The organism is Streptomyces sp. NPDC056224 (assembly GCF_042267665.1).
In the GTDB taxonomy this organism is placed as follows: domain Bacteria; phylum Actinomycetota; class Actinomycetes; order Streptomycetales; family Streptomycetaceae; genus Streptomyces.
Genome location: NZ_JBHJTK010000006.1, coordinates 274689 through 299342, shown reverse-complemented (window position 1 = coordinate 299342; position 24654 = coordinate 274689). Strand labels below are relative to the sequence as shown.

Annotated in this window: 28 protein-coding genes and 1 tRNA gene; 11 read left to right on the top strand and 18 right to left on the bottom strand. The window is 71.9% G+C overall.

The window, feature by feature from the left end:
* Window positions 1-159: 159 nt before the first annotated feature.
* The 4 genes from ACFCZ1_RS11945 to ACFCZ1_RS11930 form a co-directional block, all read right to left on the bottom strand.
* On the bottom strand, window positions 160-333 hold the full coding sequence (locus ACFCZ1_RS11945) for a hypothetical protein (RefSeq protein WP_376678242.1): 174 nt from the start codon (window positions 331-333) through the stop codon (window positions 160-162).
* Window positions 334-423: 90 nt separating this feature from the next.
* Window positions 424-1317 (bottom strand): SDR family oxidoreductase, encoded by an 894-nt coding sequence (locus ACFCZ1_RS11940; RefSeq protein WP_376678241.1) that lies wholly within the window; start codon window positions 1315-1317, stop codon window positions 424-426.
* Complete coding sequence (locus tag ACFCZ1_RS11935; protein ID WP_376678240.1) at window positions 1314-2249, bottom strand: alpha/beta fold hydrolase; 936 nt, start codon at window positions 2247-2249, stop codon at window positions 1314-1316. Before ACFCZ1_RS11935 ends, ACFCZ1_RS11940 begins: the two co-directional genes overlap by 4 nt.
* Window positions 2246-3943: a flavin-containing monooxygenase gene (locus ACFCZ1_RS11930; protein WP_376678261.1), complete on the bottom strand. Its 1698-nt coding sequence runs from the start codon at window positions 3941-3943 to the stop codon at window positions 2246-2248. Before ACFCZ1_RS11930 ends, ACFCZ1_RS11935 begins: the two co-directional genes overlap by 4 nt.
* Before the next feature lie 160 nt (window positions 3944-4103).
* On the opposite strand from ACFCZ1_RS11930, the gene ACFCZ1_RS11925 reads away from it, so the two are divergent.
* The gene (locus ACFCZ1_RS11925; RefSeq protein WP_376678239.1) at window positions 4104-4793 is read left to right on the top strand and encodes a MerR family transcriptional regulator; all 690 of its coding nucleotides are present in this window, start codon (window positions 4104-4106) and stop codon (window positions 4791-4793) included.
* Here ACFCZ1_RS11925 and ACFCZ1_RS11920 read toward each other — a convergent pair.
* A complete protein-coding gene (locus tag ACFCZ1_RS11920; RefSeq protein ID WP_376678238.1) occupies window positions 4775-5578 on the bottom strand; it encodes an exodeoxyribonuclease III in 804 nt (267 codons plus the stop codon). The genes ACFCZ1_RS11925 and ACFCZ1_RS11920 overlap by 19 nt on opposite strands.
* Before the next feature lie 38 nt (window positions 5579-5616).
* Between ACFCZ1_RS11920 and ACFCZ1_RS11915 the strand changes: the two genes are divergently transcribed.
* Both ACFCZ1_RS11915 and ACFCZ1_RS11910 read left to right on the top strand, forming a co-directional pair.
* Window positions 5617-6120, top strand: coding sequence for a GNAT family N-acetyltransferase (locus ACFCZ1_RS11915; protein ID WP_376678237.1), 504 nt, complete (start codon window positions 5617-5619; stop codon window positions 6118-6120).
* Window positions 6121-6271: 151 nt separating this feature from the next.
* Window positions 6272-6538 carry a hypothetical protein gene (locus tag ACFCZ1_RS11910; protein ID WP_376678236.1) on the top strand — a complete coding sequence of 89 codons (267 nt, stop codon included), beginning with the start codon at window positions 6272-6274 and terminating at the stop codon, window positions 6536-6538.
* Here the strand turns inward: ACFCZ1_RS11910 and ACFCZ1_RS11905 are convergent.
* From ACFCZ1_RS11905 to galU, 7 genes are all read right to left on the bottom strand, one after another.
* Window positions 6520-6593: transfer RNA gene (locus ACFCZ1_RS11905), tRNA-Ala, on the bottom strand. The two genes, ACFCZ1_RS11910 and ACFCZ1_RS11905, sit on opposite strands and share 19 nt — an antisense overlap.
* Before the next feature lie 78 nt (window positions 6594-6671).
* Window positions 6672-7703, bottom strand: a complete 1032-nt coding sequence (locus tag ACFCZ1_RS11900; RefSeq protein WP_376678235.1) for a hypothetical protein — start codon at window positions 7701-7703, stop codon at window positions 6672-6674.
* Between the two features lie 180 nt (window positions 7704-7883).
* A complete protein-coding gene (locus ACFCZ1_RS11895) occupies window positions 7884-8504 on the bottom strand; it encodes a GNAT family N-acetyltransferase (protein ID WP_376678260.1) in 621 nt (206 codons plus the stop codon).
* The gene (locus ACFCZ1_RS11890) at window positions 8501-8992 is read right to left on the bottom strand and encodes a molybdenum cofactor biosynthesis protein B (protein WP_376678259.1); all 492 of its coding nucleotides are present in this window, start codon (window positions 8990-8992) and stop codon (window positions 8501-8503) included. Before ACFCZ1_RS11890 ends, ACFCZ1_RS11895 begins: the two co-directional genes overlap by 4 nt.
* 104 nt (window positions 8993-9096) lie before the next feature.
* Window positions 9097-9576: a cyclic pyranopterin monophosphate synthase MoaC gene (moaC, locus tag ACFCZ1_RS11885; protein ID WP_376678234.1), complete on the bottom strand. Its 480-nt coding sequence runs from the start codon at window positions 9574-9576 to the stop codon at window positions 9097-9099.
* Between the two features lie 74 nt (window positions 9577-9650).
* Window positions 9651-10997, bottom strand: a complete 1347-nt coding sequence (gene glp / locus ACFCZ1_RS11880; RefSeq protein ID WP_376678233.1) for a gephyrin-like molybdotransferase Glp — start codon at window positions 10995-10997, stop codon at window positions 9651-9653.
* A 4-nt stretch (window positions 10998-11001) separates the two neighbouring features.
* Window positions 11002-11904: a UTP--glucose-1-phosphate uridylyltransferase GalU gene (gene galU, locus ACFCZ1_RS11875; RefSeq protein WP_376678232.1), complete on the bottom strand. Its 903-nt coding sequence runs from the start codon at window positions 11902-11904 to the stop codon at window positions 11002-11004.
* Window positions 11905-11978: 74 nt separating this feature from the next.
* Here galU and ACFCZ1_RS11870 point away from each other — a divergent pair, with 74 nt between their 5' ends.
* Window positions 11979-12620 carry a 5-formyltetrahydrofolate cyclo-ligase gene (locus tag ACFCZ1_RS11870; protein ID WP_376678231.1) on the top strand — a complete coding sequence of 214 codons (642 nt, stop codon included), beginning with the start codon at window positions 11979-11981 and terminating at the stop codon, window positions 12618-12620.
* On the opposite strand, the gene ACFCZ1_RS11865 is transcribed toward ACFCZ1_RS11870, so the two are convergent.
* Window positions 12604-15441 carry a penicillin acylase family protein gene (locus tag ACFCZ1_RS11865; protein WP_376678230.1) on the bottom strand — a complete coding sequence of 946 codons (2838 nt, stop codon included), beginning with the start codon at window positions 15439-15441 and terminating at the stop codon, window positions 12604-12606. The genes ACFCZ1_RS11870 and ACFCZ1_RS11865 overlap by 17 nt on opposite strands.
* Before the next feature lie 305 nt (window positions 15442-15746).
* Between ACFCZ1_RS11865 and ACFCZ1_RS11860 the strand changes: the two genes are divergently transcribed.
* From ACFCZ1_RS11860 to mscL, 7 genes are all read left to right on the top strand, one after another.
* Window positions 15747-17219, top strand: a complete 1473-nt coding sequence (locus ACFCZ1_RS11860) for a potassium/proton antiporter (RefSeq protein WP_376678229.1) — start codon at window positions 15747-15749, stop codon at window positions 17217-17219.
* A gap of 393 nt (window positions 17220-17612) precedes the next feature.
* A complete protein-coding gene (locus tag ACFCZ1_RS11855; RefSeq protein ID WP_376678228.1) occupies window positions 17613-19082 on the top strand; it encodes an MFS transporter in 1470 nt (489 codons plus the stop codon).
* 67 nt (window positions 19083-19149) lie between these two features.
* The gene (locus ACFCZ1_RS11850; RefSeq protein ID WP_328926118.1) at window positions 19150-19455 is read left to right on the top strand and encodes an FmdB family zinc ribbon protein; all 306 of its coding nucleotides are present in this window, start codon (window positions 19150-19152) and stop codon (window positions 19453-19455) included.
* A 73-nt stretch (window positions 19456-19528) separates the two neighbouring features.
* Entirely contained in the window at window positions 19529-20362 is an 834-nt protein-coding gene (locus ACFCZ1_RS11845; RefSeq protein WP_376678227.1) for an S-methyl-5'-thioadenosine phosphorylase, read from the top strand.
* 39 nt (window positions 20363-20401) lie between these two features.
* Entirely contained in the window at window positions 20402-20899 is a 498-nt protein-coding gene (locus tag ACFCZ1_RS11840) for a hypothetical protein (RefSeq protein WP_376678226.1), read from the top strand.
* A gap of 216 nt (window positions 20900-21115) precedes the next feature.
* Window positions 21116-21694, top strand: a complete 579-nt coding sequence (locus tag ACFCZ1_RS11835; RefSeq protein WP_376678225.1) for a hypothetical protein — start codon at window positions 21116-21118, stop codon at window positions 21692-21694.
* Between the two features lie 120 nt (window positions 21695-21814).
* On the top strand, window positions 21815-22315 hold the full coding sequence (gene mscL, locus ACFCZ1_RS11830) for a large conductance mechanosensitive channel protein MscL (protein WP_376678224.1): 501 nt from the start codon (window positions 21815-21817) through the stop codon (window positions 22313-22315).
* Window positions 22316-22337: 22 nt separating this feature from the next.
* Here the strand turns inward: mscL and ACFCZ1_RS11825 are convergent, their stop codons facing one another.
* From ACFCZ1_RS11825 to ACFCZ1_RS11805, 5 genes are read right to left on the bottom strand one after another with little or no spacing between them, the layout of a single operon-like run.
* Window positions 22338-22550 (bottom strand): hypothetical protein, encoded by a 213-nt coding sequence (locus ACFCZ1_RS11825; protein WP_376678223.1) that lies wholly within the window; start codon window positions 22548-22550, stop codon window positions 22338-22340.
* 49 nt (window positions 22551-22599) lie between these two features.
* On the bottom strand, window positions 22600-23037 hold the full coding sequence (locus ACFCZ1_RS11820) for a hypothetical protein (RefSeq protein WP_376678222.1): 438 nt from the start codon (window positions 23035-23037) through the stop codon (window positions 22600-22602).
* Entirely contained in the window at window positions 23034-23402 is a 369-nt protein-coding gene (locus ACFCZ1_RS11815; protein ID WP_376678221.1) for a hypothetical protein, read from the bottom strand. The genes ACFCZ1_RS11820 and ACFCZ1_RS11815 overlap by 4 nt, the downstream gene beginning before the upstream one ends.
* Window positions 23399-24058: a ubiquinol-cytochrome c reductase iron-sulfur subunit gene (locus ACFCZ1_RS11810; RefSeq protein WP_376678220.1), complete on the bottom strand. Its 660-nt coding sequence runs from the start codon at window positions 24056-24058 to the stop codon at window positions 23399-23401. The genes ACFCZ1_RS11815 and ACFCZ1_RS11810 overlap by 4 nt, the downstream gene beginning before the upstream one ends.
* Window positions 24055-24654 (bottom strand): 4Fe-4S dicluster domain-containing protein, encoded by a 600-nt coding sequence (locus ACFCZ1_RS11805; RefSeq protein WP_376678219.1) that lies wholly within the window; start codon window positions 24652-24654, stop codon window positions 24055-24057. The genes ACFCZ1_RS11810 and ACFCZ1_RS11805 overlap by 4 nt, the downstream gene beginning before the upstream one ends.

Genomic DNA, 24654 nt, shown 5'->3' with positions numbered 1-24654 from the left:
GGGCCCCGGGCCGCGGGCCCCCCCGTACACCGGCCGGGGCGGCCCGGGCCCCCCCCTTGGGGGCCCCCCCGCCGGTGGGCGGGGGGCGGGGGGGGGGCCCGTGGAACCACACGGGCCGCGCCCCTTCACTCCCAGTACACGGCGTACGAGATGCGCGGATCAGTCTTCGAAGCGGTCGCCGTGGACCTCACGGGCCTTGTGGGACTGGTCCTTCACGCCCTGCCGGTGCTGCGGGGGACGCTCGGAGACCTGGTCCTCGGTACCTGCCGCCTTGGCCTTGGCCTGCTCCGCGAGCTGCTTCGCCTTGTCCTGGAACTGGTCCTTGATACCCATGCTCTTCACTCCATGAGGGGTGTTGGTGGTGGGGCCTCGACCAGACTTGCACGAGGGGACAGAGCACGCATTTCGATCAGTCACTCCCCGCTACCGGGGGGAGGTGCCCCCGGTGCGCGCCTGTTCGTCCGCGGCCCCGCCCGCCCCCACAAGTCCCTTGGAAACACCGGCCAGTCGCGGCTCGAACCGCTTCATCTCGCGCTGTCCGACGGCTCCGATGATCCCCGGCAGGTAGCCGCGCACGCCCTGCATCCCGCGCAGCCACCACTGCGCGTACACGTGCGCGGAGCGCCGCTCGATGCCCGCGACGATCCGGTCGACGGCCGGGCCCAGCGGGTACGTGCGGTTCGACGGCCAGGGCAGCCGCTGGCGCAGCTCGCGCATGACCTCGTCCCGGTCGGCGCCGCGCACCATGTCGGTGTCGGTCCAGGAGAGGTAGCCGACGCCGACCTTGACGCCCTTGTGGCCGACCTCGGCGCGCAGGCAGTGGGCGAAGGCCTCGACGCCGGACTTGGAGGCGCAGTAGGCGGTCATCATCGGTGCCGGGGTGATCGCGGCGAGCGAGGCGATCTGCAGGAAGTAGCCGCGGCTCTCCGTCAAGGCGGGCAGGAAGGCCCGGGCGGTGACGGCCCCGCCGATGAGGTTGACCTCGATCACCCGGCGCCAGGCGTCGGGGTCGGAGTCGGCGAACGGCCCGCCGGAGGCCACGCCCGCGTTGGCGACGACGATGTCGACCTTGCCGAATCGCTGCTTGACCTCCTGCGCGACCCGGGCCATGGCCTCGTGGTCGGTGACGTCGGCGTACCAGTGTTCGCTGTCGGTGTGCAGCCGTTCGGAGACCTCCTTGAGGGCCTCCGGCTCCAGGCCGACGAGGGCGATCTTCGCGCCGCGCGCGGAGAGCTTGCGGGCGAGCAGTTCACCGACCCCGCGGGCGGCGCCGGTGACGACGGCGACCTGGCCTTCCAGACTGCTGCGAGCGCTCACGGCGTCTTCTCCTTCTCGGTGGGGTTCGGCGCGGGCAGGTACAGGGCGGCCAGCTCGCGCACGGCGTCGGTGACGGTCTCCGGGGCCTCGACCGGCGTCATGTGCCCCGCGCCGGTGATTTCGGTGAGCCCCACGCAGTGCGGGAGCGCGGCCGCGAGCCCGCGGGCGTGCACGACGGGTGTGAGCCGGTCGTCCTTGCCGCCGATGACGGCGGTGGGCACGCCGAGCCGGGCCACGTCGGCGTCCAGGTCCAGTCCGGCCAGTACCCGGGACCACGCGCGGCGGACCGCGGTCGGGCAGGCGTGCACGATGCGGGCACACGCCTCGACCTCGTCCGGCGCGGAACCGGCTCCCATGGTCACGTACTTGAGGACCTTCTTCGCGACGGGCGTGACGGGCCCGAGCGGAGCGCGGGAGCTGAGGACCGCGCCGGTGATGCGCGTCCGCACGCGCCCCGGGCGCAGGGGTACGACGCGCGCCTCCGCGACCAGCCGGGCGCTGCCGGTGCTGCACAGCAGCGCGGCCGCGACGTGTTCGGCGAACTCCGGGCGGGCGGCGGCCGCCATGATCGTCATGCCGCCCATGGAGTGCCCCGCGACGACGGCCCGCTCCCCCGGGGCGAGGGCCGCTTCGAGTACGGCGACCAGGTCGTCGGCGAGGGCGGTGGTGCTGTGCTCCCGGGCAGCGGGGCTGCGCCCGTGGCCGCGCTGGTCGTAGGCGATGACCCGGTGGTCCTTCGCCAGTTCCCGTATCTGGGCGGCCCAGAACGCGGTGGAGCAGGTCCAGCCGTGCGCCAGCACCACGGCCGGCGCGCCCTCGTCCCCGTGGACCTCGACGTGCAGGCGGGCGCCGTCGGCGGAGACGGCGGCGAACGCGCGGCGCGCGACCGGGGGCGCGTACCGGCCCGTGGTGACGTGCGGCGGGCGGCTCACGCGGCGCTCTCCTCGGCAGCGGCCTCGACGGCCGTCCCGGCGGCCGTCTCGGCGGTCGTACCGGCGGTCGTACCGGCCGCTGTCCCGGCCGCCGTCCCGGCCGTCGTCGTCACCGCAGTCTCGGCCGCCGTCTCGGACACCGCCTTCGCCGTGCCCTTGGCGCCCGCCGTCGCGGGGGCCGCCGCGGCGGCCGGAGCGGGCTCACGGTCCCGGACGCGCAGGACCTCGTACTCCGACAGGTCGACGGTCCGCGTCTCCTTGCGGAACTCGCCGGTCGTGCCGGGCCAGACGGTGGTGTTGCGGCCCTGGGCGTCCAGGTACCAGCTGGTGCAGCCGCCGGTGTTCCACACGGTGCGCTCCATCCGGGCCTGCACGTGCCGGTTCCATTGGTTCACGGCGGAGGGTCTGGCCGCGAGCGCGACCCGCCCGCCGGGGCCGCCTCCGTCGAGAAGGGCGAGCTGCCGCAGGTAGTCGGCCATGTAGTTGAGCTGCGACTCGATCATCAGGATCATCGAGCTGTTCCCGAGCCCGGTGTTCGGGCCGATGATCGTCATCCAGTTGGGGAAGCCCGCCGCGGTGGCCCCTCGCAGCGCCTGCATCCCGTCCTTCCACGCGTCCGCGAGGGTCCTGCCCTCCGCGCCCACCACCCGATCGGCGATCGGCATGTCCGTGACGTGGAAGCCGGTGCCGAAGACGATCGCGTCGGCCTCGGTCTCCGTCCCGTCGGCGGCGACCAGGACCGAGCCGCGGACCTCCTTCAGCCCGGAGGCGACCAGGTCCACATCGGGCCGGGCCAGGGCCGGGTAGTACTCGCTGGAGAGCAGGATCCGCTTGCAGCCGATCCGGTACGAGGGGGTCAGCTTGGCGCGCAGTGCCGGGTCCTTGATCGAGCGCGCCATGTTGGCCTTGGCGAGCGATTCGATGAGCCCGAGCTGGTTCGGCCGCTTGGTGAAGGCACTGACCTGGAGTTCCCGGATGCCCCACAGCAGCCCGCGCCGCGCCGCCCGGGTGAAGGGCAGCTGGCGGTGCAGCCAGCGCTCGACGGCGGTGATGGCCCGGTCGGTGCGGGGCATCACCCACGGCGGGGTCCGCTGGAAGAGCGTCAGGCGCTCCGTCTCGGGGGCGATGGCCGGCACGATCTGGATGGCGGAGGCACCCGTACCGATCATGGCGACGCGCTTGCCGCGGAGGTCGTAGTCGTGGTCCCAGCGTGCGGAGTGGAAGACCTTGCCGGGGAACTCGGCGAGCCCCGGGATCTCCGGCACCTTCGGGTCGGACAACGGCCCGGTCGCCGACACCACCACGTCGGCGGTGAGCCGACCGGCGGAGGTCTCGATCTCCCAGCGCAGCTCGTCCGCGTCCCAGCGCATCATCCGGACCTCGGAGCCGAGCCGGATGTGCGGGCGCAGGCCGAAGGTGTCGGCGACGTGCTCCAGGTAGGCGCGGATGGCGGGCTGCCCCGAGAAGGTCCGGGGCCAGTCCGGATTGGGCGCGAAGGAGAAGGAGTACAGGTGGGAGGGGACGTCGCACGCGCACCCGGGGTAGCTGTTGTCGCGCCAGGTCCCGCCGACCGAGTCGGCCCGCTCCAGTACGACGAAGTCGGTGATCCCCTCGCGCCGCAGCCGCACGGCCGCGCCGAGCCCGCCGAATCCGGACCCGATCACCGCCACGCGTACGTGCTCACGTTGTGCGATGTCCGTGCCGTTCATGCCACCCATGCCCCGCCGCCTTCCGCATCCGCGCCCGTAACACTGCCAGCAATCACTGGCACAATCGGGAGAGTAGAGCAGCCCCGTACTCATGGGTAGGGGTCGAGCCCGGAAAGTTACCGCCGGTACGCCATAGGCTGCGGCTGTGGCGAAGGAAGAGACGGAAGCGAAGACAGTGCGCGAGTACCGCACGGAGGAACTGGCCGAGGCGGCCGGCATCCCCGTCCGCACCCTGCGCTTCTACCGCGAGCGCAAGCTGCTCCCGCCACCGCGCCGGGAGGGCCGCATCGCCTGGTACGACGACCACCACCTGGCCCGGCTGCGCACCATCGCCGCCCTGCTGGAGCGCGGCCACACCCTCGGCGGCATCGCGGAGCTGACCGCAGCCTTCGAAAGCGGCCGCGACGTCAGCCAGCTCGGCGAGCTGCTCGGCATCGGCTGGTCGGAGGAGACCCCGGTCCGGCTGACCCCGGAGGCGCTGGCCGACTACTTCGAGGGCGAGGTCACCCCGGAGAACCTGGCGGCCTCGCTCGACCTCGGCTACCTCGCCACCGACGGCGACGAGATCGTGCACGTCAGCCGGCGCCTGCTGGACGTCTCGTCGGCCCTGGTCCGCGAGGGCGTACCGCTCTCGGCCGTCCTGGAGACGGGCCGCCGCGTCCGCGAGCACGCGGACGCGATGGCGGCCCTGTTCACCGAGCTGATCACGGTGCACATCTCGCCGGACGCCCTCCCGCGCCTGCGCCCGCTGGCCAAGAGCGTGGTCGAGGCCGAACTGGCGATGGCGATGGACCGCCTCCTGGCGTCCGGATCCGGTCACGCACCCAGCTCGTAGACGACGGTCACCGGCGCGTGGTCGGACCAGCGCTCGGGGTGCGTCTCGGCGCGCTCGACGAACGCCTTCACCGCCTTCGCCGCCAGCCCGGGCGTCGCGACCTGGAGGTCGATGCGCCAGCCGGCGTCGTTGTCGAAGGCCCGCCCGCGGTAGGACCACCAGGAGTACGGGCCCTCGGTGTCGGGGTGCAGCGCGCGCACCACGTCGACGTAGCCGGCGTCGCTGTACACCTTCCCCAGCCACTCCCGCTCCTCGGGGAGGAAGCCCGCGTTCTTCCGGTTGGTCTTCCAGTTCTTCAGGTCGGCTTCCCGGTGGCAGATGTTCCAGTCACCGCAGACCACGACCTCGCGCCCGTCCGCGGCGGACCGCGCCTTCAGCGCCTGGAGGTAGACGTGGAACTCCGCCATGAACCGGTACTTCTCGTCCTGCTTCCCGGTCCCGGCCTCACCGGAGGGCAGGTAGAGGCTGGCGACCGTGACACCGGGCAGATCGATCTCCAGGTACCGCCCGCCGGTGTCGAACTCCTCACTCCCGAATCCGACCTGCACCCGCTCGGGCGCGCGGCGCGTGTACAGCGCGACCCCGGCCCGTCCCTTGGCGGCGGCCGGCGCGAACACGGTGTGCCAGCCCGCGGGGGTCCGGACCTCCTCCGGAATCTGGCCCTCCTCGGCCCGTACCTCCTGAAGGCAGACCACGTCGGCGTCGGATCCCTGGAGCCACGCCCCGAAGCCCTTCTTGGCGGCGGCGCGGATCCCATTCACATTCACGGAGGTCACGGTGAGCATCCCTGCACCTTAGCGGGATGGTTCCGTACGCTATTCGAATGTCTCACGGTATAAACCTCCGCACGGTGCCGTACGACCACCCGGACGCGGTCAAGCTCGATGGCCAGGTCCAGCTGGAGTACCAGGCGCGCTACAACGACGGTGAGGGCGACGCCACCTTCCTCGACCCCGCCATGTTCGCCCCGCCGCAGGGCCTCTACCTGCTGGCGTACGACGTCGCGGGCACGCCGGTCGCCAGCGGCGGGTGGCGCAGCCAGGAGCGCAACGACGAGGGCTACTCGGACGGCGACGCCGAACTGAAGCGCATGTACGTCGTACCGGAGGCCCGCGGCCTGGGTCTGGCCCGCCGGATCCTGGCGATCCTGGAGGACGACGCCCGGGCGGCGGGTCGTACCCGGATGGTCCTGGAGACGGGCGACCAGCAGCCGGAGGCGATCGCCCTCTACCTGTCCAGCGGCTACTCCCTGTCCGCCAAGTTCGGCCACTACCGCTTCCACGACTCCAGCCGCTGCATGACCAAGCCGCTCCACGGCCAGAGCTAGTTCCCGTCGCCGAAGCGGCGCCCGCCCAGGCGCCACGGTGACACCAGGGCCCTGGCTGTACTGCCCCGGGAGCCAGGCGGCGCGGTCCGTGCCCCAGCGGGACGGACCCGTCGCCGGGAGGATCCCCCCGAAGGGCAGGTCCCTGATCCGGATGCAGTTCGACGATCCGTCAGAGGCCACCTCGGGCGACACCCTCGACAAGCTCTCCATCGGCATCGACGCCGAGCGGGCCTTCGGCCCGCGCGCCCATCCCCGGAACTCCGTTGCGGTGCAACGTATCCGGCGTCACCGGCATCGGGTCTCCGCAGCAAACCCCACAAACGCCGAGATCCCGCCCAGCCTTTCGGCTGAACGGGATCTCGTGACGATCCTTGAGAGCTACTCAAGAACTGTCGTCTGTGGACCTGTGGGGATTTGAACCCCAGACCCCCTCGATGCGAACGAGGTGCGCTACCAGACTGCGCCACAGGCCCTTGCGACGTGTGAAACATTAGCATCCCCGCGCGGGTGCTCCAAAACCGGTATCGGAGAGCGTCCGCGCAGGTCACCGATCACTCGTTCGCGGCCCGCGGCCGGCCGTCGCTCTCGTACTGGTCGAACAGCGGGGTACGGCCGCCCTCGCGGCCGCGCGGGCGCGGGGTGCTCGGGGTCTTCTGCTCCGGCTTGGGGCCCGCGGGCTGGGCGCGCAGGCGCGGCTCCGTCGGCTCGGCCGTGCTGGAACGGGTCGAGCTCCACGCGTCCGGCGCCGCCGGTCCCGTTGCGCGCGGGGCGACCGGGGCCGTCACGTACGTGGGCAGGGGGACCGGAACCGGTTCCCAGCTGTCACCGCGGGCGGGGCCGCGTTCGCGCTCGCGCTGCTGGTCCACCCACTCGGCGTGGTCGGTCTGCTCGACCAGCGCGCGCCGTCCGGCTTCCTGCGGGGAGACCGGTGGAGCGGGATCCGGTTCGGTGCCCGCGGCGGAGGTGTCCTCGGGGTGGCGGCGCTGGCGGTTCTCCCGCAGGTGCCGCGCGGCCGCCTCGGCGCGCCGCCGGTCCATCGTGAACTCGTAGCGCCGCCGCTCCTGCACCCGCAGGTGGACGATGTACGTGCTCAGCAGCAGGGCGGGCACGGCGGGGGCCCACAGGAAGCGCAGCCCGCCCACCGCGGCGACGACCGCCCCGAGGGTGAAGACGAGGAAGAGGAGCGCGGTCGTGCGCCGACGGCGCGCGAGGACCTGGAGGCGCTGTTCGCGCCGGGCCCGCTCCGCGCGCTGCTCCCGCTCGACGGCGGCCGGTCGCGGCTCCGCCCTGGTCGGGGGCACGCCGACGGCCCGGACGTCGGCGTCCACGGAATTCACCGTTTCCGTCGCGGCATCCGGGTCCGCGTGGGGCTGGGGCTGCGCCTGCTCGTCACCGCGCTCACGCAGCCCCTTGGCGTAACGGCGCTCCATTCCCGCCCGGCCGGAAAGCAGCCGAATGGCAGTGGAGAAGCGTTCCGTCGGACGGGCTTCGTTCAGCTCGTCCTGCCTCCGGAGCCACATGGGCACCAAGTAGGCGGCCCAGGCCCCGACAATGACTGCGTAGATGAGGCCGCTGCTGCTCACACCTCACACCGTAGAGGGACGCGGGCGAGGGGATCGGCCAATTGGGCCGGTGTGTCGCACGATCTCGCTGATATCACGGACTTTTTTTGTGATTCTTCGGATCAGGTTATGGGCGAATCGGTTCCGTGTGCGCACGAATTCGAACACATATTCGCCATGCCCGCGGTTTCGCGGGCACCGTCATTTCTGCGACTGCCGGGTCCGGTGCCAGCGGCGCAGCAGACCGTCCGGCACCTCCTCCACCGTGACCGCGTAGACGAGGTGGTCGCGCCAGGCCCCGTCGATGTGCAGGTAGCGGGGGCGCAGGCCCTCCTCGCGCAGGCCGAGCTTTTCCACGACCCGTCGGCTCGGTGTGTTCTCCGGGCGGATGCAGACCTCGATCCGGTGCAGCCCGACCTTCCCGAAGCAGTGGTCGATCGCGAGCGCGACCGCCGTCGGCATCACGCCGCGGCCCGCCACGTCGCGGTCCACCCAGTAGCCGATGTGGCCCGCACACATCGAGCCCCAGGTGATCCCGGCGACCGTCAGCTGTCCGACGAGGCGGCCGCGGTACTCGATGACGAAGGGCAGCATCCGGCCCGCGTTCGCCTCCGCCCGCAGGTGGCGGACCATCTGGCGGTACGTCGGCCGCTGGATCACCGGCCCCCACGGGGCGGGCGGCGGAATCGTCGCCTCCCACGGCCGGAGCCAGTCGCGGTTGCGCCGGTTGGCCTCACGCCAGGCCTTTTGGTCCCGCAGCTTTATCGGCCGGAGCGTGACGTCGCCGTCCGTCAGGACGGCCGGCCAGGAGGGGCCGTTCAGCTCGCGCTCCCGGAGGCGTCCGCCGGTCTGGGGTGGTCGCCCCCGCGGATCTGGTCCACGGCGTGCGGCAGGAGGCGGGACAGGACGGCCAGGCCGTCGCGCACCCCGCCCGTCGAACCCGGCAGGTTGACGATCAGCGTGCGTCCGGCCACGCCCGCCAGCCCCCGGGACAGGGCCGCGGTCGGCACCTTCGCGAGGCCCTCGGCGCGAATGGCCTGCGGGATGCCCGGGATCTCGTAGTCCAGCACCCGCGCGGTGGCCTCCGGGGTCCGGTCGGTCGGTGAGATGCCGGTCCCGCCCGTGGTCAGGATGACGTCGTACCCGGCGGCCACGCCCTCGCGCAGCGCCTGGCCGACGGGATCCCCGTCGGGGACGACCCGGGGGCCGTCCACGGCGAACCCGAGCTTCTCCAGCGCCTCGGCCAGCAGCGGGCCGCCCTTGTCCGCGTACACGCCCTGCGAGGCCCGGTTCGAGGCCGTCACCACCAGGCCGCGCGGCGCGGGGGCCGGGGAGGCCGGGGAACTCGCGGAGGCCGGGGAGCCCGGGGTCTCCGGAGGGACGTGGCTGTGCACCTCGCCGCCGCGCGGGGCGTTCACGAGCGCGTCCAGTCGCCGGACTTGCCGCCGGTCTTCTCCTCCACCCGGACGTCCGTGATGACCGCGCCCTTGTCGACGGCCTTCACCATGTCGATCACGGTGAGCCCGGCGACCGCGACGGCGGTCAGCGCCTCCATCTCGACGCCCGTCCGGTCGGTCGTCCTGACCGTGGCGAGGATCTCGACGGCGTCGTCGGCGACCGACAGGTCGACCTTCACGCCCGACACCGCCAGCGGGTGGCAGAGCGGGATCAGATCGGGGGTCTTCTTCGCGCCCATGATCCCGGCGATCCGCGCGGTGGCGAGGGCATCGCCCTTGGGAACGCCCTCGCCGCGCAGCAGCTCGATCACCCGGGGGGAGACGAGTACGCGGCCGCTGGCGCGGGCCGTCCGGGTGGTGACGTCCTTCTCCGAGACGTCGACCATCCGGGCCGCGCCGGCCTCGTCGATGTGGGTCAGCCTGCTCTGCGTACTCATACTCTGCGCGTCGCTTCCGTCCGGGCCCCCGAGGGGCCTGTGTGGTGCAACACGCTACCCGCACCCGCCGGTCCTCAGCCGAGCAGGACCACTTCCAGCTCGCTCCCGGGCTCCACCGAGGTGACGTCCTCCGGTACGACCATCAGCGAGTCCGCGTGGGCCAGCGCGGCGATCAGATGGGAGCCCGATCCGCCCACCGGGCTGACCGTGCCGCTCTCCGCGTCGTACGCGCCGCGCAGGAACTGGCGGCGGCCGGCCGGGGAGCCGAGCGCCTTGTCCGCCTTGAGCACCGCCCGTACGGTCGGCCGGCCCACCTCGGACTCCGGCAGGCCCATGAGGGCGCGGATCGCGGGCCGCACGAACAGCTCGAAGGAGACGTACGAGGACACCGGGTTGCCGGGCAGTGCCAGCAGCGGGGTGTGGTCCGGGCCGATGGTGCCGAAGCCCTGGGGCTTGCCGGGCTGCATGGCGAGCTTGCGGAAGTCGATCCCGCCGCCGTCGATGTCACCGGAGGCCGCGTCGCCCGCGGACACCGAGGTCAGCGCCTCCTTGACCACGTCGTACGCGCCGACGCTGACGCCGCCGGTGGTGACCAGCAGATCGGCGCGGATCAGCTGGTCCTCGATCGTGGCACGCAGGGTGTCGGCGTCGTCCGCGACGGCGCCGACCCGGTAGGCGATGGCCCCGGCGTCCCGGGCGGCCGCGGCCAGCGCGAAGCTGTTGGAGTCGTAGATCGTCCCGCCGGTCAGCGGTTCGCCCGGCTGGACCAGCTCGCTGCCGGTGGACAGCACGACCACGCGCGGGCGCGGCCGCACCCGTACGGCGGCGCGTCCGATGGCGGCCAGCAGGGCGATCTGCGGCGGCCCGAGGACCGTCCCGGCGGCCAGGGCCAGGTCCCCGGCCTGTACGTCGCTGCCCCGCGAGCGGACGTGCGCCCGCGCCTGGGCGGCACGGTGCACCCGCACCTCGCCGCCCGCGCCCTCGGGGGCGGAGCTGGCCGGGGTCATCCCCGAGGCCGCGCCGCCGCCCGTGCCGCCGTCGGTCCACTCGACCGGTACGACGGCTTCGGCGCCCGGCGGCAGCGGGGCGCCGGTCATGATGCGGGCGGCCTCGCCGGGGCCCACGGTGGGCAGCTCTCCGCTGCCCGCCGCGACGTCCCCGATGACCGTCAGCACCGCGGGGAACTCCTCGCTCGCACCCTGGACGTCGGCCGTACGGACGGCGTAGCCGTCCATGGAGCTGTTGTCGAAGGGCGGGAGGGCGACGGGCACGGTGACGTCCTCGACCAGGACACAACCCTGGGCGTCCAGCAGCTGGAGCTCGATGGGCTCCAGCGGCCGGACGGTGGCGAGGACGTCCGCGAGGTGCTCGTCCACGGACCACAGACGGTGGCCGGTGTCCTGCGGTGCGGAACTGGTCAAGGTGCTACATCTCCTCCGTGACGTAACGGTGAAGCCAGGTGCGGAACTCCGGGCCCAGGTCCTCGCGCTCACACGCGAGGCGGACGATGGCCCGCAGGTAGTCGCCGCGGTCGCCGGTGTCGTAGCGGCGGCCCCGGAAGACCACGCCGTGCACCGGACCGCCGACGGTCTCGTCGGCGGCCAGCTTCTGCAGGGCGTCGGTGAGCTGGATCTCCCCACCGCGGCCCGGCTCGGTCTCCCGCAGTATGTCGAAGATCGCGGGGTTGAGGACGTAACGTCCGATGACCGCGTAGTTGCTGGGGGCGTCCTCGGGCTCCGGCTTCTCGACGAGGCCGGTGATCCGGACCACGTCCTCCTCGTCCGTGGCCTCGACGGCGGCGCAGCCGTAGAGGTGGACGCTGGCCGGGTCCACCTCCATGAGGGCGATGACGGTGCCGCCGGTGCGGGCGTAGATGTCCGACATCTGACGCAGCAGCGGGTCGCGCGGGTCGATCAGGTCGTCGCCGAGCAGGACGGCGAAGGGCTCGCGGCCGACGTGCGGCTCGGCGCACAGCACGGCGTGGCCGAGGCCGCGCGGGTCGCCCTGGCGGACGTAGTGCATGGTGGCCAGGTCGCTGGATTCCTGGACCTTCTTCAGCCGGTCGTCGTCGCCCTTGGCGATGAGGGCCGACTCCAGCTCGTAGTTCCGGTCGAAGTGGTCTTCCAGCGCACGCTTGTTACGCCCAGTGATCATCAGTATGTCGTCGAGCCCGGCCGCCACGGCCTCCTCGACCACGTACTGGATGGCCGGCTTGTCCACAACGGGGAGCATTTCCTTCGGGGTCGCCTTGGTCGCCGGAAGGAAGCGAGTGCCGAGGCCCGCAGCCGGAATCACGGCCTTCTTGATCACGGGGTGCAACATAGTCATGCCCCGAACGATAGTGGGTCCCACCGAACGCAAGCCCAGATCCCAGCAGGTAGGTCCACTTATGTGCCGATTTCATGACGAGATTTGAATCCCCTGTGACAGAGAACCCGCACCCCACCTCAGCCAAGGCGGAGCTGCGCCGAGAACTCCTCGCCGCCCGCCGCGCCTTGTCCCCCGAAACCTGCCGTACGGCGGCCACCGCACTCGCCGCCACGGCACTGGAACTGCCCGAACTGCTCCACGCCCGCACGGTCGCGGCGTACGTCTCCGTCGGCACGGAGCCCGGCACCCGCGCCCTGCTCGACGCCCTGCGCGCGGCCGGCAAGCGGGTGCTGCTCCCCCTGCTGCTGCCCGACAACGACCTCGACTGGGCGGCGTACGAGGGTCCGGGCAGCCTCGCCGAGACCGCGCACCCGGGGAAGATGCGGCTGCTGGAGCCGACCGGACCGGCGCTCGGGCCGGACGCGGTGACGGCGGCCGGGGCCGTACTGCTGCCCGGTCTCGCGGTGGACGCGCGCGGGATGCGCCTGGGCCGCGGCGGGGGCTCGTACGACCGGGTCCTGGAGCGGCTGGAGCGCGCCGGGGCGGATCCCGCGCTGGTCGTGCTCCTCTACGACGACGAGGTGGTCGCGCGGGTCCCGGAGGAACCGCACGACCACCCCGTTCAGGCGGTGGCCACCCCGTCGGGGGTGGTCCGTTTCACGGCTTCAGCGTGAGGGTGTCGACCGTGGCCTTGTCGACCGCGTCCTTGCCGAAGGGCCAGTCGAGCAGTTCGCCCTTGGCCCACATCGTCGTCTGGTCCGTGTAGGTGCCGTTGTACGCGTGACCCGAGGCGCCCGTCAGGTTGATCCAGCGGGACTTGTCGAGGTCGTTGAGGTTGACGACCATCCGCATCGACGGCACCCAGGTGACCCCGTAGCCGCTGGAGGCGTTCCAGCCGGTCGCGTTGACGGTGGCCTCGCCGCCGCCCAGGTTCCACGGGCCGCGGTTGAGGAGCCACTGCATGAAGCCGGGGCCCTCGGTGCCGATGGTCTGGTTCTTCAGGGTCAGCTGGTGCAGCCGGCCCCAGCTCCAGGTGGACTGGTCCTTGCCGAGCTTGGCGGTCAGCTCCCACCGGGCGTCGTGCATGGCCCGGGCGAACAGCTCGTCACGGGTGGCGGTGGCCGGCTGGGTGAAGCCCTTCTTGGGCGAGGACCACCACGGCGACTTCTCGTCCTTGACCAGCCGGCGGACCACCTCGAACCAGCGGTCGCCGCCGTCCGGCTGCGCCGAGTCGGGGCCGCGGGTGCCGCATTCGCGGACCACCTCGGCGAGCTCGTCGGCCGGTCCCCTGCTGTCGGCGCGGACGTTCATGCAGCTGCCCTCGATCCGCAGCTCCTTGGGCATCTTGTCGCCGAAGGCCAGCTTGAGGATGTTGCGCCAGACCGCGTTGAAGTAGGCGGCGGCCGCCGAGTCGTTCTCCTGGGTGTAGTTCCAGCCCTCCAGGAGCTTCTGCGCGGAGCGCACGTCCGGGTCGGAGACCTCGATCTTGGACAGCATCGGGGTCAGCAGCGCGGCGATCTCGCTGCTGTTGTCCATCTGCATGGCGCGCATGTCGTCGGTCGAGATCTTGCCGCTGTCCTTGATCTTCGCCTCGATGAGGTCGTTGATCCGCTGGCTGCGGGCGCCGTAGCCCCAGTCGGTGGTCAGCATGTACGGGTACTTGCCCGCCCCGGTTCCGGACTCCACGACCGCCTGGTTGGCGGTGACGATGTAGCCGCGGGACGGGTTGAAGTCCCAGGGCATCTCGTTCTGCGGGATGTAGCCGGCGTTGCCGTCCTTGCCGCCCTTCCAGGCGTACTTGGAGTCCCAGCCGGGGGCCGGCATGCGGCCGTCGCCCTGGCTCCGGACCGGGATCCGGCCGGGGGCCTGGTAGCCGATGTTGCCCTTGCCGTCGGCGTAGATCAGGTTCTGGGAGGGGACCTCGAAGTCCGCGGCCGCCTCCCGGAAGGACTTGAAGTCCTTGGCCTTGTTCAGCTTGAAGACCGCGTCCATCGACTTGCCCGGGTCCAGGGCGGTCCAGCGCAGGGCGACGGCGTAGCCGTTGCCGCGGTCGGGGGCCGAGCTGGTGACCGGGGCGCGGGCGCCGACCGTGGCGAGGTCGTCGCTGCGGTCGGAGACGAGCGGGCCGTTGTTCGTGGTGCGGACGGTCATCTTCTTGCTGGCGCCGCCCGCGACCTTGATGACCTCTTCGCGGGTCTCGAAGGGGACGACCCTGTTGTCGTAGACGTAGCCCTCGGGCTTGACCTGCTCCAGGTAGAGGTCGGTGACGTCCGCGCCGAGATTCGTCATGCCCCAGGCGATCTCGGCGTTGTGGCCTATGACCACGCCGGGCATGCCGGAGAAGGTGTAGCCGGCCACGTCGTACTGGCACTGGGGCGAGGCCGTGCGGCAGTGCAGGCCCATCTGGTACCAGACCGAGGGCAGCTGCGGGGACAGGTGCGGGTCGTTCGCGAGCAGCGGCTTGCCGGTCGTCGTGTAGCGGCCGGAGATCACCCAGGAGTTCGATCCGATGCCGCTGCCGTTGGGGCCGAGGATCGCGGGGATCTCGTCCAGGGTCTTGGCGAGGGAGGTCAGCTGGGTGCGCAGGCCCACGGTCGCGCCCTGGGCGGTGGCGTTGTCGGTGAGGCCGGACGCGGTGCCGGTGCCGGTTCCCGTGGAGGTCCGGGAGCCCATGGCGGTGGCGCCGCCGCCCGTCGAACCGGAGCCGCCGGAGCCGCCGGCACCGCCGGAGCCCTGGGGTGCGTACTTGCCGCCCTCGACCTTGCCGCCCTCGACGATCGGCTTGTTCCGGTCGAAGGGGTACGGCGGGTAGAGCTCGTCGATCTGCGCCTGCGAGAGCTTGCTCGACATCAGCGCGCGGTCGATCTCGTCCTGCATGTTGCCGCGCAGGTCCCACGCCATCGCCTTGAGCCAGGCCACCGAGTCCACCGGCGACCACTGCTCGGGCCGGTAGTCGTCGCTGAGCGCCAGGGCGGCGTGCTCGACGGAGAGGTCCTTGCCGGACTTCCCCTTCAGGTACGCGTTGACCCCGTCGGCGTAGGCCTGGAGGTTCTTCTTGGTGTCGTCCGAGAGCTTCTTGTCGTACTCGGTCTGGGCGACCTGGCGCCAGCCCAGCGTGCGCAGGAAGGCGTCGGTCTCGACCTGGCCGGAGCCGAACATCTCCGAGAGTCGCCCCGACGTCATGTGACGGCGTACGTCCATCTCCCAGAACCGGTCCTGCGCGTGCACGAAGCCCTGCGCGCGGAAGAGGTCGTCGTCGTTGTCGGCGTAGAGCTGGGGAATTCCGTGGGCGTCGCGTTTGACCTCGACGGTCCCGGTGAGGCCCGGCACCTTGAGGGAGCCGGTGGTCTGGGGGAACGAGGCGCGCACGCTGTCGACGCCCCAGTACGCCCCGTAGCCGAGGCCCGCGAAGAGAGCCAGGACCAGGACGAGCACGATCAGACGGGCGCGTCGTCCCTTCTTCTTGACGGGAGGAGCGGTTTCGTTGGCGGGCATCGCTGTCCTTAGAGGGGCAGGGTGGTCCTGGGAGTGCTGGGAGCAACCATAGGCGCAGGACCGTACTCGTTGATCCGCCAGGGTGGAGAGCGGGATTCGGCGGGACGTGGACCGGCATCCGAGGACAGGGGCGAACACACGTTTCACAATGTGGTTATCACGTAAAGACTCCGTCAAATATTAGGTAAGGTAACGAAGTACTTGCCGCATATGCCGCCCGGTGGACGCCCCGCCCGCGCGCTTGAGGAAAGGACCGCCCGCTGACTGTCCACACGCTCAATGAGCTTCTGCTGGTCTGCTCGCTCGTGCTGCTCGTCGCGGTCGCGGCGGTACGCATCTCTTCACGCAGCGGCCTGCCCAGCCTGCTCATCTACCTCGGCATAGGCATCGCGATAGGCCAGGACGGCATCGGCAACGTCGTATTCGACAACGCGGAGCTGACACAGGTCATCGGTTATGCCGCACTCGTCGTGATCCTCGCCGAGGGTGGTCTGGGCACCAAGTGGAAAGAGATCAAACCGGCCCTGCCGGCCGCGATCGTACTGTCGCTGGTGGGCGTCGCGGTCAGTGTCGGCGTCACGGCCGCGGGGGCGCACTACCTCGTCGGCCTGGAATGGCGGCAGGCCCTGCTGATCGGCGCGGTCGTCTCCTCGACCGACGCGGCGGCCGTCTTCTCCGTCCTGCGCAAGGTCCCGCTCCCCTCCCGGATCACGGGTGTGCTGGAAGCGGAGTCCGGCTTCAACGACGCACCCGTCGTCATCCTCGTCGTGGCCTTCGCGTCCGTCGGACCGGCGGACGAGTGGTACGTCCTCCTCGGCAAGATCGCCCTTGAGCTGGCGATCGGCGTCGCGATCGGCCTGACCGTCGGCTTCCTCGGCGCGTACGGCCTGCGGCACGTGGCACTGCCCGCCTCCGGCCTCTACCCCATCGCCGTGATGGCGATCGCCGTGACCGCGTACGCGGCCGGTGCGCTGGCGCACGGCTCCGGCTTCCTCGCCGTGTACCTGGCGGCGATGGTGCTCGGGAACGCGAAACTCCCGCACTGGCCGGCCACCCGGGGGTTCGCGGACGGCCTCGGCTGGATCGCCCAGATCGGCATGTTCGTCCTGCTCGGCCTGCTGGTCACCCCGCACGAGCTGGTGCACGACTTCTGGCCCGCGGTGGTCATCGGGCTGGTCCTCACGATGCTGGCGCGGCCGCTGGAGGTCTTCGTCAGTCTGCTGCCCTTCCGCATTCCGTGGCGGGAGCAGGTCCTGATGTCGTGGGCGGGCCTGCGCGGCGCCGTGCCCATCATCCTGGCGACCATCCCGATGGTGTCCGGGATCGAGGGCAGCGACCGCGTCTTCAACATCGTCTTCGTGCTCGTCGTCGTCTACACCCTGGTACAGGGGCCGACGCTGCCCTGGCTGGCGCGCAAACTCAGGCTCGGGGAGTCGGAGGAGACCGCCTCCGACCTCGGCATCGAGTCGGCGCCGCTGGAGAAGCTGCGCGGGCACCTCCTCTCCTTCGCGATCCCCCCGGCCTCGCGCATGCACGGCGTCGAGGTCAGCGAGCTGCGACTGCCGCCAGGCGCCTCGGTCACGCTGGTGGTCCGGGACTCGAAGAGCTTCGTACCGATGCCGTCGACGGTGCTGCGGCGCGGCGACGAGCTGCTGGTGGTGGCCACGGATCCGGTACGGGACGCGGCCGAGGCGCGGCTGCGGGCGGTGGCCCGGGGCGGAAAGCTGGCCGGGTGGCTGGGGACCGGCGGGAACGGGTCTCCGCGGTCCCGGACCTGACGGGGTCCGGCGGAGAAAACGATTTAGAGCGGCGTTCTAATTCGGCCGCTTACGGTGGGCTTCGACCGGGTTTGCCCCTCATTCATGACGCCTCGCCTGTGAAGCTTCCATTAATCGCAGGTGAAGACACACGTTGTCACCGTAATCACAGGGCGTGGTACCACGCCCCCCTGTACGATGAAGGCACAACAGATCGAACCAACTCTGCCTGACGCAGAGCTGGCGCGACCGCAAAGCGGCCGTGGCACCCTCCCGCAGTGGGCGCCCAGGTATCACTCGGTTCTGCGCAAGAGGACAGCTCTCGGGGCTCCCACATGTACGGGTGCGGCCGCTCACAAGGCGAAGCACCGTCCGCAGACGGGGAGCTCTACCAGGCAGCGGAAAGGCAAGGCCGTGACATCCGCGGTCACGACCGACACGTCCGCCCGCCCCGGCTACGGGCAGCTCCTGCGCACACCCGGCGCCCTCGGCTTCGTACTCCCCGGCTTCGCCGCCCGGCTCCCCTTCGGCATGCTGACCATCGGCATCCTGCTGCTCATCCAGCACACCACCGGCTCCTACGGCAGCGCCGGCATCGTCGCGGCCGTCACCGGCATCTCGATGGCGCTGTCCGCCCCGCTGATGGGCATCTTCACCGACCGCTTCGGCCAGAGCGCCGTCCTGATCCCGGTCGTCCTCACGCACGCCGCCTCCGTCAGCGGCCTGGCGGCGCTCGCCCTGCTGGGCGCGCCGGTCTGGGCCCTGGCGCTCGCCGCCGTACCCGCCGGTGCCTCGGTGCCGCAGGTCGGACCGATGGTCCGGGCCCGCTGGGCCGCCAAGCTCGGTGGGGATGCCTCCCAGGCCGAAGGCTCTGGGGGAGGCTCGCCCCTGCTGCCGACGGCCGCCGCCTTCGAGTCCGTCACCGACGAGTTCACCTTCGTCGTCGGCCCCGTCCTCGCGACCGCGCTGTGCACCGGCGTCCACCCGGCCGCCGGCCTGGTCACCGAGGCCACGCTGACGCTCTTCGGCGGTCTGCTCTTCGCGGCCCGGCGGGCCACCCAGCCCAAGCCGCACGCCCCGTCGGTCACCGGTGAGAAGCGCGCCTTCGCGCTGTCCTTCCCGGGCCTGCGCGTCCTGATCTTCGCCTTCCTCGGGATCGGCGCCGTCTTCGGCGGCATGCAGGTCTCGCTGGCCGCCTTCTCCAACGAGATCGGCAACCCGGGCGCCAACGGCCTGCTCTACGGCGTCTTCGCGGCCGGCAACATGACCGCCGGCATCGCCATGGGCGCCGTCGCCTGGAAGATCGGCCCGCGCCGCCGTCTGATCCTCGGCTACATCGGCCTCACCGCCGCCGCGTCCGTGCTGTGGGCCGCCCACTCGATGATCCTGCTGGGCGCGCTCGGCCTGGTCGTCGGCCTGTTCATCGCCCCCGCCCTGATCACCGGCTACACGATGGTCGAGCAGCTGGTCCCGGCCAACGCCCGGACCGAGGCGTTCACCTGGCTGACCGGTTCCATCGCCTTCGGGCAGGCCATCGCGGTCACCCTGGCCGGCCGCCTGACGGACGCGCACGGTTCCTCGTACGGCTTCCTGGTGCCCATGGGTGCCACCGCGCTCGCCCTGGCCACCCTGCTGGCGCTGCGCGCGAAGCTGGCGCCGAAGGCTCCGAGCCGGGTCGTGAACGCCTCCGCACCGGCCGCTGACGCCGACGCTGCCGCTACGGCAGCCGCCGCCCCCGCAGCCGCCGCCCCCGCAGCCGCCGCCCCCGCATCCGCCGCCCCCGCCGAGGCGCCGGGCACCGCCGCGCGGACCGCCTCGCCGGCCGCCCGGAACCGGGTGAACGAGCGTGGGATGGGTCACCGCGTGCCGGTGACGGTGGACTGATCGACCGGAATACGTCACCATGGAGCGTCGTTAGCACTCATTGAGTCAGAGTGCCAGGAGGAAATTCGTGCCGACCTACCAGTACCAGTGCACCGAGTGCGGTGAGGGCCTTGAGGCCGTGCAGAAGTTCACCGATGACGCGCTGACCGTGTGCCCGAGCTGTGACGGACGCCTGAAGAAGGTGTTCTCCGCGGTCGGCATCGTCTTCAAGGGCTCCGGTTTCTACCGGAACGACAGCCGTGGCGCCTCGTCGAGCAGCACGCCCGCCTCGAAGCCCGCCTCGTCGTCCACGACGACGGCTGCCGCCGCCCCCGCCGCCGCGTCCTCCTCGACGTCGTCGAGCACGGGCAGCAGCTCCACCTCGGCCGCCTGACCGCTTCTTCCCGAGGCCCCGCCCGCCCTGACCGGCAGCGGGGCCTTCGGCGTGCCCGGTTAGGGTGGGCCGCATGGTGAACGCAGAGATCGGTGTCATTGGCGGCTCGGGCTTCTACTCCTTCCTGGAGGACGTCTCCGAAATCCAGGTGGAGACCCCGTACGGCCCGCCGAGCGACTCCCTGTACGTGGGTGAGCTGGCCGGCCGCCAGGTGGCCTTCCTGCCGCGGCACGGGCGCACCCACACCGTCCCGCCGCACAAGATCAACTATCGGGCCAACCTGTGGGCCCTGCGTTCCGTCGGCGTCCGCCAGATACTCGGCCCGTGCGCGGTCGGCGGCCTGCGCGCCGAGTACGGACCGGGCACCCTGCTCGTGCCCGACCAGCTGGTCGACCGTACGAAGTCCCGGGCGCAGACCTTCTTCGACGGGGAGCCGCTGCCCGACGGCAGCGTCCCCAACGTCGTGCACACCACCTTCGCGGACCCGTACTGCCCGGTGGGCCGCGAGGTGGCGCTGGCGGCGGCCCGGGGGCGGAACTGGGAGCCGGTGGACGGCGGCACCATGGTCGTCGTCGAGGGGCCGCGCTTCTCCACGCGCGCCGAGTCGCGCTGGCACGCGGCGGCGGGCTGGTCGGTGGTCGGCATGACGGGGCACCCCGAGGCGGTCCTCGCGCGCGAGCTGGGGCTCTGCTACACCTCGATGGCGCTGGTCACGGACCTGGACGCGGGCGCCGAAACCGGCGAAGGCGTGTCGCACACCGAGGTCCTGAAGGTCTTCGGCGAGAACGTCGGCCGCCTGCGCGAGGTGCTCTTCGACGCGGTGGCGGCCCTGCCGGCGACCGAGTCCCGCGCCTGCCTGTGCACCCACGCACACGACGGCTGGGACCTGGGCATCGAGCTGCCTTAGCCGGAGGGCTGTGTCAGTACCTGCGCCTAGCCTGCGCGCATGGGGAATTCAGGGGGGACGGCCGTGGCCCGTGCCACGGTGGAGGAGCTCAGGGAGTTCGCGGCCGGGGCCGGGTTCGGGAGGGCCCGGGGCGGTGATGCCGGGGGCGGTGGGGAGGCCGCGGAACTGGGCGACGGCTGGGCGGTGTTGCACTTCGCCGATCAGCCGGCCGGCGGGGCCGCGGCACTGTCGCGACGGACCGGGGCGCCGGTGATCACGGTCGCCTACCTCGACAGCGACGTCGGTCTCATCGAGGCCGCCACCTTCGCCGGCGGCCACTGGAAGGCCCTGCTGAACCGGGACACGGCACAGGAGTACGGGATACCGCTGGACCGGTTCCCCGTCCAGTCCGCCCTGGAGGGCGCGCTCGACTGGACGGCGGCCGCCGGGCTGACCGCCGATCCGGCGGGAATCCGGGCCGCCCTCACCGGCTCCGAGGCCTTCGCGGAGGACGTCGCCGACCGGCTGCTCACGGCCCTCGGCCTGGACCTCGCCTGAACGGAACCCCCGGGGCCGCGTGCTCGGGGCGGCGGGAGCGGTGGCCGCGCCGGAGCGGATCCGGGCGGGCGTCTGAACCCTCGCGGGTGACGCCGTTGTCCACAACGTGGGGATCGTCCACAGGGCGGAGCGGGATCCGGCGGGAAGCCGGATCGTGAGGTGTGTCCGGGCGAAGGGTCCGGGCGCAGCGACTCACTCCGTCTGGTGGTGGCCCTCATGTCCCGTACGTCCACGCCGTCTTCGGCATCTCCTTCGGCATCTCCTTCGGCGGCCTCTTCGGTCTTCCCTTCCGTGCGCTCGTCCGCGTGTCCGTCCGCGCGACCCGTCCCCCCGTTTCCGCCGCTGCGGGTCGGGCGGGGCGGGGACCGGCTGCGCAGGGCCCTGCGGCGCCGGCGCCGGGCCGTCTCGGCCGGGCTGGCGGTCGCGGCGGCGGCGCTGGCCGTGGGCGGGACGGAGGCTCAGGCCTTCCGTGGCCCTGCGCCCGCGGCGGTCCGGGCCTCCCCGGGAGCGGTGCAGCAGCCCGCGGCGGCGCGGATGGTGTCGGCCCCCGTGCGCATCGCGGACGCCGCGACGGTGCGGCTGCTGCGGCCCGGGGTCCGCGTCGACGTGGTGGCTGCGGAGCGCGCCGGACCGCCCAGGGTGGTGGCCGAAGGGGCCCGGGTTGCCGAAGTTCCCGATCCCGACCAGGGTGTCGGGGACGGTGGGGCGCTGGTGGTCCTGTCCGTGCCCCGGGACACCGCACGCGCTCTCGTGGGAGCGGGCACGTCGGCCCGACTGGCGGTGACGTTGTGCTGATTCGCACACACGGGCAGTCAAGTCACCTCGAGGTGGGGGCCGGTTGGGCACACCGTGCCCAAACTGCCGTAGCTTTCGGAACCGTTGGCTCCGTGTTCGGCACATGCGAAGAAAGGCTCAGTGGTGAGCGAGAAGAAGAAGGAGAGCGTCCTGGCGGGCTTCAAGGCCTTCCTGATGCGCGGCAACGTGGTCGACCTGGCGGTGGCCGTGGTCATCGGTGCCGCGTTCACGAACATCGTGAACTCGGTGGTCAAGGGGATCATCAGCCCCGTGGTGGGCGCGATCGGCACGCAGAGCCTGGACGGCTACAAGACGTGCATCAAGAACCCTTGCGTGATCGGCGCGGACGGCCAGCCGACGGGGGTCGAGATCCTCTGGGGCTCCGTGCTCAACGCCACGCTGACCTTCGTGATCACCGCCGCGGTCGTCTACTTCCTGATGGTGCTGCCGATGGCGAAGTACCTCGCCAAGCAGGAGGCGCGCCGCAGGGCCCGGGAGGGCGTCCAGGAGACCATGGAGATCACCGAGCTGGAGGTCCTCAAGGAGATCCGGGACACGCTCGTCGCGCAGCGCGCCAACGGTGGCGGGGCCGGTCCCGCCGGTTCGCGCGACGTGTTCTAGCCGCTCCCGCCGCCTCGGCCGGTCAGATGTGGTGCGGGGGCTTCTCGTCGAGGAAGCGGGCCAGGTCGGCCGCGCTTCCGCCGGCGGGCGGCCGCTCGCCCCAGCCCCGGTCGGTGTCGTCCGACGACTGCCGGTCCAGCGGGTCGTCGAAGACCAGCCTGGGCTTCGGCCGGGGCTTGTCGGCCTCGGGCACGGGCTGCGAGGGCTGCGGGTCGGAGGCGGGGGCGGTGCTCATGCCTCCAGGGTACGGCCGCCCCCGCGCGGGTTCCCGCCTCCGGCCCCGCTCAGCCGGGAGCCTCGGCGCCCTTGCGGGCGTGGAGCCACCAGCACGCCGCCGGGCGGGGCGAGGAGGCGGGGTTCGCGCCTCCGATGCCGCAGACCGCGGCGATCAGCGGCGGTTCCCCGCACGGGGTGCCGGTGTCCTGGAGCGCGAAGCCCGGCCACGGCACCGGCACCGGCACCGGCACCGGCACGGCGAGGACGAGCGTGCCGGCGGCGGTGAACCTCCGCTCGCCGAAGACCGGCCCGATGAAGGTGTACAGGATCCGGCCGGTGCCGCCGGTGATCCCGGGAATGGCCGTCAGCCAGAACAGCCGGGACTTGGGGAAGCCGAAACCGTCGTCCTCGGGCCGCCGGTCGCCGATGGCGGCCTCGGGCCCGTAGGTCTCCGCCCGGTGCGAACGCACCGGGGAAGCGCTGCTCGCGCGTATGGACGCGGTCACCGGTCCTTCGGGTCGAGGAGCCACAGCCCGATCACGACGAGGAAGGACAGGATCAGGAATCCCGCCCCCCACCAGGCTGTGCCGGTGTTGCCCTTCATCCACTCGTTGACGGTCACGGTCAGCGCCCAGAGCTGCCCGATGACGACCGTGAGGGCCAGGAGCAGACGGGCGTTGAGCTTCGAGGACCGCTCCGGCTCCTGTTCGGTGCCGGCTCCCGGTCCGGGGCCCGTGTGCCGGATCCGCGGGTCGCCGTAGCCGCTGGTGGAGCGGATCTGCGGATACCGCTCGCGCACCGGCCGGTTCAGCCGGGGCTGGACGCTCCCGGGGTGGTAGTCGGGGCGCGGTGGCAGTTGCGCGTCGCTCACGTCCGCCCGCTCTCGTTCGACCTGGCGCGATCGGCTCCCGGGCAGCCCAGTCGGCCGGCCGGCTCGGGGTGCGAATCGCCGAACTGCCGGCACAGGGCTTCCTTGGCCGACTCTCCCGACCGGGCGGTGGCGATGGCCCAGACACTGCCGTCGGCCTGCTCGGTCAGGAAGACCACGGGGAGGGGGCGAGGTGGTGGGCCCGCGGTCACTTCGCCGGTGCGGACGTCGAAGACGCCCTCGTGGCAAGGGCAGTACAACTCCCCGTCGACGCCCCGGTCCTCGCGCCAGAGCACGGCGCAGGCCAGGTGGGTGCAGACGGCCGAGTAGCCGACGAGGGTGCCGTCGGACAGCCGTACGGCGAGGGCCTGGTCCTCGTCGCCGGGGTAGCGGAAGGCCACGGACTGTCCCGGCGCCAGTCGGCCGGTGACCTTCTTGGGCGGGGGCAGGGTGTCACTGTCGCCGTGCCGGTGCAGGATGCCGGCGGCGACGCCGACGCCGCCGACGGCCAGGCCGCCGGAGACGGTGGCGACGATCCGCAGGTAGTCGCGGCGGGTGGTGAGGGAGTCGGCACTGATCCGGTCGCGGAGCTGCTCGGCGGCGGCGTCGCCGTCGGGGCCCGTGGCCGGGGGCGGAGGGGGCTGTTCGGTGACGCTCATCGGACGTCGACTCCGTTCACTTCGACGATGGGCAGTCCGCCCGGGACGGGCCACTGGACCTTGTCGGCGGGGACGACCATCGCCACGCCGGTGCCGACCATCACGTCGCCGAAGGCGAAGGAGTCGGCGACCTGGACTCCGGGGCGCTCGGCCTGGAGCTCTTCGAGGGTTCCGTAGAAGAGGGCGCCCGTCGGGCAGACGGTGGCGCACATGGGGGCCAGTCCGTAGGCGGTGCGGTCGTAGCAGAGGTTGCACTTCATCTGCAGCTTCGCCTCGAGGTCGATCTTCGGGACGCCGAAGGGGCAGGCGTTGACGCAGTTGGCGCAGCCGATGCAGCGGGTGGTGTCGGCCTGCTGGACCACACCGTCGGCGGTCACCAGGATCGCGTCGGCGGGGCAGACCTCGGCGCAGGGCGCGACCGGGTCCTCGCAGTGCATGCAGACGGTCGGAAGGGAGGCGACGGACATGCCGGGTTCGGTGTAGTCCAGGTGGATCATCGACTTGCCGCGATGGGAGTCGCATTCGCGGCAGGCGGAGACGCAGGCCTGACAGCCGATGCAGCGACCGGGGTCGATGAAGATCGTGCGGCCCATCAT

Coding starts and splice junctions, on each gene's coding strand:
- ACFCZ1_RS11945 (WP_376678242.1), bottom strand. CDS start 333: ATGGGTATCAAGGACCAGTTCCAGGACAAGGCGAAGCAGCTCGCGGAG.
- ACFCZ1_RS11920 (WP_376678238.1), bottom strand. CDS start 5,578: ATGCTCACCGTGACCTCCGTGAATGTGAATGGGATCCGCGCCGCCGCC.
- ACFCZ1_RS11915 (WP_376678237.1), top strand. CDS start 5,617: ATGTCTCACGGTATAAACCTCCGCACGGTGCCGTACGACCACCCGGAC.
- ACFCZ1_RS11910 (WP_376678236.1), top strand. CDS start 6,272: ATGCAGTTCGACGATCCGTCAGAGGCCACCTCGGGCGACACCCTCGAC.
- moaC (WP_376678234.1), bottom strand. CDS start 9,576: ATGAGTACGCAGAGCAGGCTGACCCACATCGACGAGGCCGGCGCGGCC.
- galU (WP_376678232.1), bottom strand. CDS start 11,904: ATGACTATGTTGCACCCCGTGATCAAGAAGGCCGTGATTCCGGCTGCG.
- ACFCZ1_RS11870 (WP_376678231.1), top strand. CDS start 11,979: ATGACGAGATTTGAATCCCCTGTGACAGAGAACCCGCACCCCACCTCA.
- ACFCZ1_RS11865 (WP_376678230.1), bottom strand. CDS start 15,441: ATGCCCGCCAACGAAACCGCTCCTCCCGTCAAGAAGAAGGGACGACGC.
- ACFCZ1_RS11845 (WP_376678227.1), top strand. CDS start 19,529: ATGGTGAACGCAGAGATCGGTGTCATTGGCGGCTCGGGCTTCTACTCC.
- ACFCZ1_RS11840 (WP_376678226.1), top strand. CDS start 20,402: ATGGGGAATTCAGGGGGGACGGCCGTGGCCCGTGCCACGGTGGAGGAG.
- ACFCZ1_RS11835 (WP_376678225.1), top strand. CDS start 21,116: ATGTCCCGTACGTCCACGCCGTCTTCGGCATCTCCTTCGGCATCTCCT.
- ACFCZ1_RS11825 (WP_376678223.1), bottom strand. CDS start 22,550: ATGAGCACCGCCCCCGCCTCCGACCCGCAGCCCTCGCAGCCCGTGCCC.
- ACFCZ1_RS11810 (WP_376678220.1), bottom strand. CDS start 24,058: ATGAGCGTCACCGAACAGCCCCCTCCGCCCCCGGCCACGGGCCCCGAC.
- ACFCZ1_RS11805 (WP_376678219.1), bottom strand. CDS start 24,654: ATGATGGGCCGCACGATCTTCATCGACCCCGGTCGCTGCATCGGCTGT.